Origin of the sequence: Allochromatium warmingii (assembly GCF_900107145.1) — a bacterium.
Taxonomy (GTDB): Bacteria; Pseudomonadota; Gammaproteobacteria; order Chromatiales; family Chromatiaceae; genus Thermochromatium; species Thermochromatium warmingii.
Genome location: NZ_FNOW01000065.1, coordinates 1 through 7,753, shown reverse-complemented (window position 1 = coordinate 7,753; position 7,753 = coordinate 1). Strand labels below are relative to the sequence as shown.

At 54.5% G+C, this 7,753-nt stretch carries 10 protein-coding genes; all 10 read right to left on the bottom strand.

Annotated elements, in window-relative coordinates; translation table 11 throughout:
- Positions 1 to 181 precede the first annotated feature (181 nt).
- Positions 182 to 3,217, bottom strand: a complete 3,036-nt coding sequence (locus BLW10_RS13125; RefSeq protein WP_091335403.1) for a YfjI family protein — start codon at positions 3,215 to 3,217, stop codon at positions 182 to 184.
- Positions 3,217 to 3,420, bottom strand: a complete 204-nt coding sequence (locus tag BLW10_RS13120) for a hypothetical protein (RefSeq protein WP_091335401.1) — start codon at positions 3,418 to 3,420, stop codon at positions 3,217 to 3,219. The genes BLW10_RS13125 and BLW10_RS13120 overlap by 1 nt, the downstream gene beginning before the upstream one ends.
- A gap of 211 nt (positions 3,421 to 3,631) precedes the next feature.
- Complete coding sequence (locus BLW10_RS13115) at positions 3,632 to 3,817, bottom strand: hypothetical protein (RefSeq protein WP_091335399.1); 186 nt, start codon at positions 3,815 to 3,817, stop codon at positions 3,632 to 3,634.
- Positions 3,814 to 4,008 (bottom strand): helix-turn-helix transcriptional regulator, encoded by a 195-nt coding sequence (locus tag BLW10_RS14460; RefSeq protein WP_091335397.1) that lies wholly within the window; start codon positions 4,006 to 4,008, stop codon positions 3,814 to 3,816. Before BLW10_RS14460 ends, BLW10_RS13115 begins: the two co-directional genes overlap by 4 nt.
- A gap of 93 nt (positions 4,009 to 4,101) precedes the next feature.
- Entirely contained in the window at positions 4,102 to 4,365 is a 264-nt protein-coding gene (locus BLW10_RS13105) for a coiled-coil domain-containing protein (RefSeq protein ID WP_091335394.1), read from the bottom strand.
- Entirely contained in the window at positions 4,362 to 4,691 is a 330-nt protein-coding gene (locus BLW10_RS13100) for a hypothetical protein (protein WP_091335392.1), read from the bottom strand. Before BLW10_RS13100 ends, BLW10_RS13105 begins: the two co-directional genes overlap by 4 nt.
- Positions 4,684 to 5,358: a recombinase family protein gene (locus BLW10_RS13095; RefSeq protein ID WP_091335389.1), complete on the bottom strand. Its 675-nt coding sequence runs from the start codon at positions 5,356 to 5,358 to the stop codon at positions 4,684 to 4,686. Before BLW10_RS13095 ends, BLW10_RS13100 begins: the two co-directional genes overlap by 8 nt.
- Positions 5,359 to 6,212: 854 nt before the next feature.
- Positions 6,213 to 6,737, bottom strand: coding sequence for a hypothetical protein (locus BLW10_RS13090; protein WP_091335386.1), 525 nt, complete (start codon positions 6,735 to 6,737; stop codon positions 6,213 to 6,215).
- Between the two features lie 239 nt (positions 6,738 to 6,976).
- The gene (locus BLW10_RS13085; RefSeq protein ID WP_091335384.1) at positions 6,977 to 7,309 is read right to left on the bottom strand and encodes a hypothetical protein; all 333 of its coding nucleotides are present in this window, start codon (positions 7,307 to 7,309) and stop codon (positions 6,977 to 6,979) included.
- On the bottom strand, positions 7,306 to 7,753 hold a 448-nt coding region (locus BLW10_RS14140; RefSeq protein WP_218139737.1), incomplete at its 5' end, for a hypothetical protein. The genes BLW10_RS14140 and BLW10_RS13085, both read right to left, overlap by 4 nt.

The window sequence follows — 7,753 nt, the reverse complement described above, 5'->3', positions numbered from 1 at the left end:
CGTACCCGCCGGTTGCCCGCTTTTCGTGTTTTGGGCATCACCCTCATTTTTTGAAAACAGGGGGGTAGGGGTACCTAAAAAACCTAAAGAACCTATAGCGGGGGGGTTTTTTAGGTTTTTTAGGGTACCCTCCCCCCCGTTTTCTAGTTTTTTTAGTTGAGCAAGATACTGTGACATGACATCACTCCGTGCTCAAAAGCGGGTTGATGCTGTACGTAACGGATGGGCGACCGCCTTTGGCTTGCGGCGGTGTTTCATCGCGGCGTAGATACCCTAAGTCACACAGAATGCGGGCGGCTCCACCAACATCTTTCGGCGTTGCAAGGCCCGCCCATCCTTTGAGGTACACGTCCGACGGCTTGAAACCATCCTTAACGCTCCCTGCTTTGATTTTTGCCAGCAACGCAACAGCGCCATCAAGGTCTAGCCCCATACCGGCGGCATAAACGCGCTTGGCGTGGCTTTCTAGGTATTCGCCCCATGCCAGCGCACGCAGTAACGATGCTTCACTAACCTCGGTTTCGCTATCAGCGAGCGCGCATACCAGCGCGATAGCCGGTACCAGCTTGCGGTATTTACTCAGGTGAGACTCAAGGGCGGGCGGTAGCGAACCATCGCGCAAGCGTTGCTCTAGCTCGGCTCGCCACTGCTTAAAAATGCCTTGCGCGGCGGGTGAAAAACGATAAACAGCGGGCGCTGATTCGCCGGTATCGGGGTCGATAGTTGGGGCTATAGTGTCCAGCCGCTCAAATACCGCAAAGGCGCGGTTTTTGGCTTCAGTCTCAGGCCAGCGGTCAACATCGCGCCATTCTTGCGCAACATCGGGCCAGACTATCAGCGAGAACCGTTGCAATAGGCCATCATCGCCATTACCGCCCTCTGTAGCAGCACGGACGTAGCTTTTCAGCTTGCCGGGTTGAATACCGCCCAATAGTGCAAGACATACAGCGGGGATATGTAAATGCCGCCCTCTGACAATGCGGTCAAAGGTGTAGCTTTGATTGCCGTCGTACCCTTGCAAATAGAACGACCGCGCCCCCTCTTGGCCTTCTTTATCCATGCTGGCAAGCAATCCATGCAATTCATCACGATAGGCCAGCGTGCCCCACTGATTTTCAATTAGGATTTCTCCCAACGCTTCCACGCTGGCATCCGTGACACGATAGCGGCGCAATACCGGCGGCGCATCACTGTTATCAGCGTCGTTTTCAGCTTCGATTAGTAATTGCTCGGCTTCACTACGCTTACCTTGTGCTATTAGCTTTTGGGCTTTGGCTTCATCGGATTTATCTTGCATAGCACGCAGCTTTTCATTGCGGGCGTAATCGCGCTTGGCGTCTTTATGCTCGCTATTCGCTTTGGCTTGCAGTCTATCCAGCGGCGCTAGAGCCGCTGATAGCGCGGGTGATTTCATAATGCCGGGCCGTCCTACAACAGCGCCCCATAAATTCGGGACGACCGCCCAATCATCATGCCGCTTTGGGCGGATAACCGCCTTGCGCCCAATTACGGACGATAACGCCACCATCGCCCCAACAGCGGGAAAATCAGGGGGGCATTGCATCCGCTCTGATACATCTGCTATCCAGTCCCGTAACGATGCTGGCAACAGCGCCATATCGAACATTTCAACAGGGCATAATGTTGCCGGTATCGGTTGTGGTTCTGGCCATTCTGTTAATACCCGCGCTAATAATTCGCGCCCAATAGCATCGGCCACCACCAGCGAGCCAACTCGGTTTAACCATGATTGCGCATCCGCTATTAAGACATCCGACGAAACATCATTCGGAACCGTCCCATTTTTTTCGGCTTGCGCCATTACGATATTCGCCCGATTGGGCAAATATTTTGCCACTTCGCCCATAAAATCGGCTTTCGTGGTATGCCAGCCTAGCTCAATCCAAGGCGCGGTATAGGTATTAAAGCCGACGATAGGCGAGCGCATTGCCTCCCGTGTTTTTGGCTCGCCTTTCAGGTTTTTGAGCGTGCGATAGGCAAATAAACCAGCGGGTTTACGTGGGAGCGTGGTGCCAGTGCTCCACGCCCAAGCAATCAAGGATTCGGCTTCGAGGCGGGTTAGTGGCGATTCGTCCCCGTCGAGCGCGGCGGCGGCGGCGGGTTGTGCGGCCTTTGCAGGCGCTTGCACCACCAGTCCCGAAGCGTCCACCAGCTTTGGCACGCCATCGGCGCAGCCTTGCCGGTAGCCGTCCCGTATCGCCTTGCGCTCGCTGTCCCAGTTAATCCCTGATTCGACGCCATTGGTATCCGTTGGGCGCATGTTCGCTGCAAACGCATCTAATGCGACGTCTAGGGCTTCGGGCGGTAGACCATCGCGGGCGGCGCGGCATCCCAGTGCAAATATCTCTTGGTGACGGCCTAACGACGGGTCTTTTACCGTGCGCAACGCGGCATCTAGCCCAATCCGCTTGGCCTTGATAACCCACTCTTCAGCGTTACTGATAACGCTGTTTAGCGGCATTTTTTCAGGCTCTACCGGCGGTGTCAGAATCGCGGCGCGGTCTAGACCGAGGCCGCTAATCAGCGCATCAAGGGTGACGGTGTTATCAGGTGCCCAATGCAGCAGCTGGTGCGCAAATACAGGGTCGTATTTGGTGTTGCTGCCAACGGGTAAGCGGACATAACGCACGGGGTTGTTGCCGTTTTTATCGGCGGCTAAATGACCAGCGGCGGCTAACGCCTTATGCAGTCGGGTAGCAATACCCGAATCAGCGAGCGGCGCGGTGAGTTTGAATCCGACTTGGGTTTTGCCCGCGCTGGTAGCGAGTACCCACGTAGGGGCTAAACCGGCGGGCGGCGCGGCATCGTCCAGCACAACGCAAAAAAGCCGCGAAAAACACTCACGGCGGCGATGATGCTCGCCGTTTTTATCAGGGCGAATCGTGGCAACACTGAAATATGCGTTGCGGCTCGGTGTCTCAGCTACGCCCTCAGCCGCCTTGAGCGGGTACCCGCCCCAAACACTTGCCAGCGGCGGAAAACCGCCCGGCTTTGTGTTGAAATGGGCACTCCATAGGCGTTCGTCGTTGTCGAGATTAGGCGCGATAGCGGCCAAAAACATCGCGTTCGTGACAGTAACCGGCGCAAAATCCGGCGTTGTCTGTGCGCCGATATTTGCGCGGATTTCAGCGGGGAGTGATGCTAGGTTCAATGCGGGAGCGGTCGAAACCGCGCCCATAGCAGGGCGCGTATCCATTACTCAGCACCTCCCTGTTTGGCTTGGCTCTTGGCTTGGCGTTGCTCAATCGCAAGATCAGTGAGTATTGCGGCGGCGGTCACAAGCCAAATCCCTTTATCGGTCTCAGCATCCGACGCGCCAAAGCACAACAGGTCATCGGCGGCGGACAAACAGGCGCGGATCGCTTCTAGCGCAAAATCGGCGTTAGGGCGCGTTTTCATGCCGCACCTCCTAACACCAGCACCAGCACTAGCCAAGGCAGGCCGATAATCAGGCCGATTGAAATACCCAGTAAGGGCACGTAGACTTTTGACATTGCACTGTCTCCAGCGAGATTGGAGACCGCAAACAGGGCGGGTCGAGCTATCCCCTAGATTTTGGCCGAAAAACGGCCTATTCTTGTCTCAGGGATGCGCCCGAACCCGAACCGTCCTAGCGGTCGGGTGAACCATGAACGCCCTTGCCGGGGCTTTCATGGCGGTTTACAGCATCCTTGCTATCACGGCCCCAACGTTCCGGCGTTGGGGCTTTTTTCTTGCTGGTATCCAGCTCCAGCAACCGGCGCTGTTCCAGCTTGGCGCGGCGGGCGGCGCGTCTATCGCGGCTCTTCCGGTTCATGCCGCTTCACCCCCAAGCAATCGCGCTAGGGCGGCGTAGAGCGGCTCTTTCGCAAAGACCTTGCGGCGTCCAATCTGCACCGGCGCTGGGATGATACCCTCACGCACCATGCGGCGAAGCGTTGGGCGTGATACTCCTACAGCCGCGCACGCTTGCGGCCATGACAAAGAATTATCGAGCGGGTTTTTCATTATAAGCACTCATTTAATGGAGTGCTCACGATTCTATACCCCGATTTTTCGCCAAAATCGCGCCGTTTTCCTGAAATCGTTAGGTATTTTTACCTAAAGCAGCTTAACCAGCGCGGCGATAACAGCCGCTTGCGCGATCAATGCGCCGGTCATCCACTTAATCAGGTCGAATTTCAGTTCTGAGAACTGACCCCTAACCGACAATTCCAGCGCATTAAGATCGGCTTTCGTGGCTAGATCAGCTTCAACATGCGCGGCGCGGAATGCTTCGGAAATCGCTTCCGCTTGCCCTTCAGGGATACCGGATTCTTTCAAGGTGCGAATGAATTTATGGGTGTCAAAGACGATAGTTGTCATTGGTCTTGCCCATACGTATTCAGTATTGCGGCAGATACGATTTCGGCGGCAGTCTGCCCCGTCTTTTCAGATTCCACCTTAACCACGCTGACAATCTTTTCAGGGACTGTGACATATAGAACTGTCTTGCTTTTTTGCTCTTTCATTCGAGCACGATAAGCAGCGACGCGCTCCCGCGTTGGTGTGGCCATAATCAAATCCTCTAGTTCGTCTAGGTGTTCGCTCCAAGACTCACCTTGATTGAGATAAGTTGGGTTTTCAGTGGCGAGTCTATCTAATGCTGCAAGCGTTTTTTTTACTGTTGGTAGGTCTACCGGTTTAGCCATTCGCCACCATCCGCGATATTTGCGCCGGTAAAAATGCTTTGCCCTTGCGCGTGGTAAATCCGCGCTTACCTAGCTCGATTGCAATTTTTCTGAGGCTTAGGCCAGCGGCGCGTAAAGTACGGGCGTGCTGCAATACCTGTTGCTCTACAGCATCCTCTTTTAACTCGCCGTCCTGATTCTGAAAGCCGTATGGTGCATGTCCGCCGGTGTATTCGCCTTGCTCTTTTTTATGCTGCATTGCGTCCCGCGTGCGCTCGCTAATGGTTTCACGCTCCCATTGCGACACAGAACCGAGAATATTCAGGATTAAGCGCCCAGCCGCCGTGCGCGTATCAATCTGTTCTGAAACCGACATTAGAGCCGCGCCATTGGGCGTGAAATAGTCATCTATCAAACAGCCAAGATCAGCAACGGAGCGGGTTAAGCGGTCGAGTTTCACTACCAATAAGGCATCCGCTTTCCCAGACCGCAATAAACCGAGTGCGCGTTGCAGCCCTGGGCGTTCTAACGTCTTGGCACTAACGCCCGCATCCGTGATGGTTTCGACTATCTCTAAATCGTAAAGCTTGGCGTAGGCTTCCAGCTTGGCTTGTTGGGCTTCGAGCGAAACACCATGTTCAACTTGCTTGTCAGTCGATACACGGATATAGGCGATAGTGCGATTCATTGGTGTTCTCAAGATGCTTGTTACTTGTGACTAATGCTAGTTCACTCCGTAACAAGTTGCAAGTGTCACAATGAAAAAATGTTACAGCGGGTTCCCGCCGTGACACTCTCTAGCGTTTTAGGGTTTTTTTAGGACGGCCAAAGGGGGGGCGTGCGCGGCGATAGAGGGAATCAGCACACCGCGACAAAGGATCAAAATGATCCCTGCTAACCGCCGCCATTTATCTGCCAGCAAATTCGCTGGTCAGCAAAAACGCAGCGCGCTGCGTATTTGATACCTGCTCGCTGGGAGTTTGTTACCCCGGGGTAACAGCGGCGTGCTTTCCAAATCCGTCACGCGTGATGGATTTCCTGCTCAAATCGGCAGCGTGCTGCCGTTTTCTAGCAATCCAAATGTAAAGCGCGGTTTACATTTGATACCTGCTCGCTGTCTACTTTAGTAGACAAGCCTATGGAAACAACGACGCTCTTTTTTCGGTAGCAGGTAAAAATGGGTACACGTGTACCAATTCTCAGGGTTTGAAATCCGGATTTCAAACTCGCTGGAAGTTTGGGAACACGTGTTCTCAAGTCCGCCGCTGGTGCTTGTTCACAATTGTGAATGGCGTTGGCAGCTAGGAAAGCGAAGCCTAGCCTTTCCTAGCAGGTGTCAACACGTGTTGACAGTCGCTATATTCAAACCGCCCCTTCAACGCGACGTCTAGCAATAAAACGCGGTCTTTTCGCCCCGTATTTCAAACCGTGAAAAGGTACCTTTTGCGTCTTGGCTAGTCTCCACGTGGAGATTTCACTCACCGCAAGGCAAAAAAAATGGGGTGCAATTTCTGCACCCCACACTAACGGCCAAAGGGATAGCTACCGGCTCGCCTTACCCCAAGCCTTCATTGTCCTTGCCCAATTCGATTTATCCGGCGCTTTGCCGTGCTCTGCTATCAGCATAGCCGTTATTGCGTCACGGCTTTCGCCTTGCTGGTGCATCGTTACGGCGCGGGCCTTGAGTGCCAGCGGATAGTCTTTTGTCGGCGCAAGCGCCAGCGGCTCTAGGTCGAGCGGCGGCGCGGCTTCCAGCGATTCGACGGGCGCTTGATAAGCGTTACTAGGTAATGGCTTTCGCAGTGTGCCAGCGATAAATGCCGATTTCTCGGTAGCGTCTAACATCGCCCATAAACCGCTTAATGCGTTATTCAATAACGCTGTTAGCAGCTCGCCTTGTGTCAGGGAATGCACCAGCGCCAAGCTATCCAGCGCAAGCGTTGCATCCGGTTCGACTGCAACATTGATTCTAGTCAATCCACGCTCTTTGGCGCGTTCTCGCCAAACCGCTTGGCGTGCGGCATTGCGGGCGGCTCTCTCTTCGGGTGTCAGCTTCGGGCGCGGCATGGTGTCACCTCTAATGCGTTATTCCGTAACGCTTAAGATAGCACCTCAAAAGTGTTATGCAATAACCGCTTTGCTGCCACCTAGTATCAGGATTTCCCCCTGACACATCGGCAGGGCATATCCCATTGGGGTTAGTTGGCTAACTGTTTCGCAAACCTCTGGTTTTTTTCACCTCAAAGCACGGCGCGGCGGGATGCGGGCGCAAGGGAGTCGCGTTTTGCGACCCCCCTCTAAATCGCTCAATGGCGCGTTCCGGTTGCGCTGGGATCTCTATCATTGCGACCGATTGAAACACGGTCTATAGGGCCGATAATCGGCGCTAGAGCCAACAGCAACAGCGGCATATCAAGCACGTTGTCACACTGCCAAGCGGAATATCCGCTATCGCCCTCCATCGCGTGAACCAAGAATATCCGGCGATATGTCACGAATGTGGACATTCGACCGTCCATTCGAGCTAAAGCGGTTTCCATCGGTATCAAACACCCCTCAGCTTTTGCCAGCTTGCGGATATGGTCATCATCTCGATATGCGCGAATCTTTCCGCGTGCTCCGTGCAGATTGAATTTCATACCGCCGCAACCTCGGCTAATCCCACTTCGCCATACAGCCAAGCTAGGCGGCGATGATCGCGCTCCAATGCCGTGACAAACTCCGTGCGCGTTACAGGGCACGTTTCCCCTACGCGATTGAGATAGGCATAGACCAGCGGGAGTGCATCCGGCGGGAGCGGGAGCGGTTCCGGTTCTGCTACCGGCTCCACCAGCGCATCCGCATACAGGCCTAAAACCTCTTCACGGCTCTTGGCCGGTGCAAAGCAGTGGGTCGCACGCTCGCCATTCGGGTGAGTGACAAGCCATTCGTGGTAGCAGTCGGCTCCCCTCTCATTTTTTGAAAACAGGGGGGTAGGGGTACCTAAAAAACCTAAAGAACCTAAAGAACCCGAATCTGGCACCAACGGTACCGTACCCGCCGGTTGCCCGCTTTTCGTGTTTTGGGCATCACCCTCATTTTTT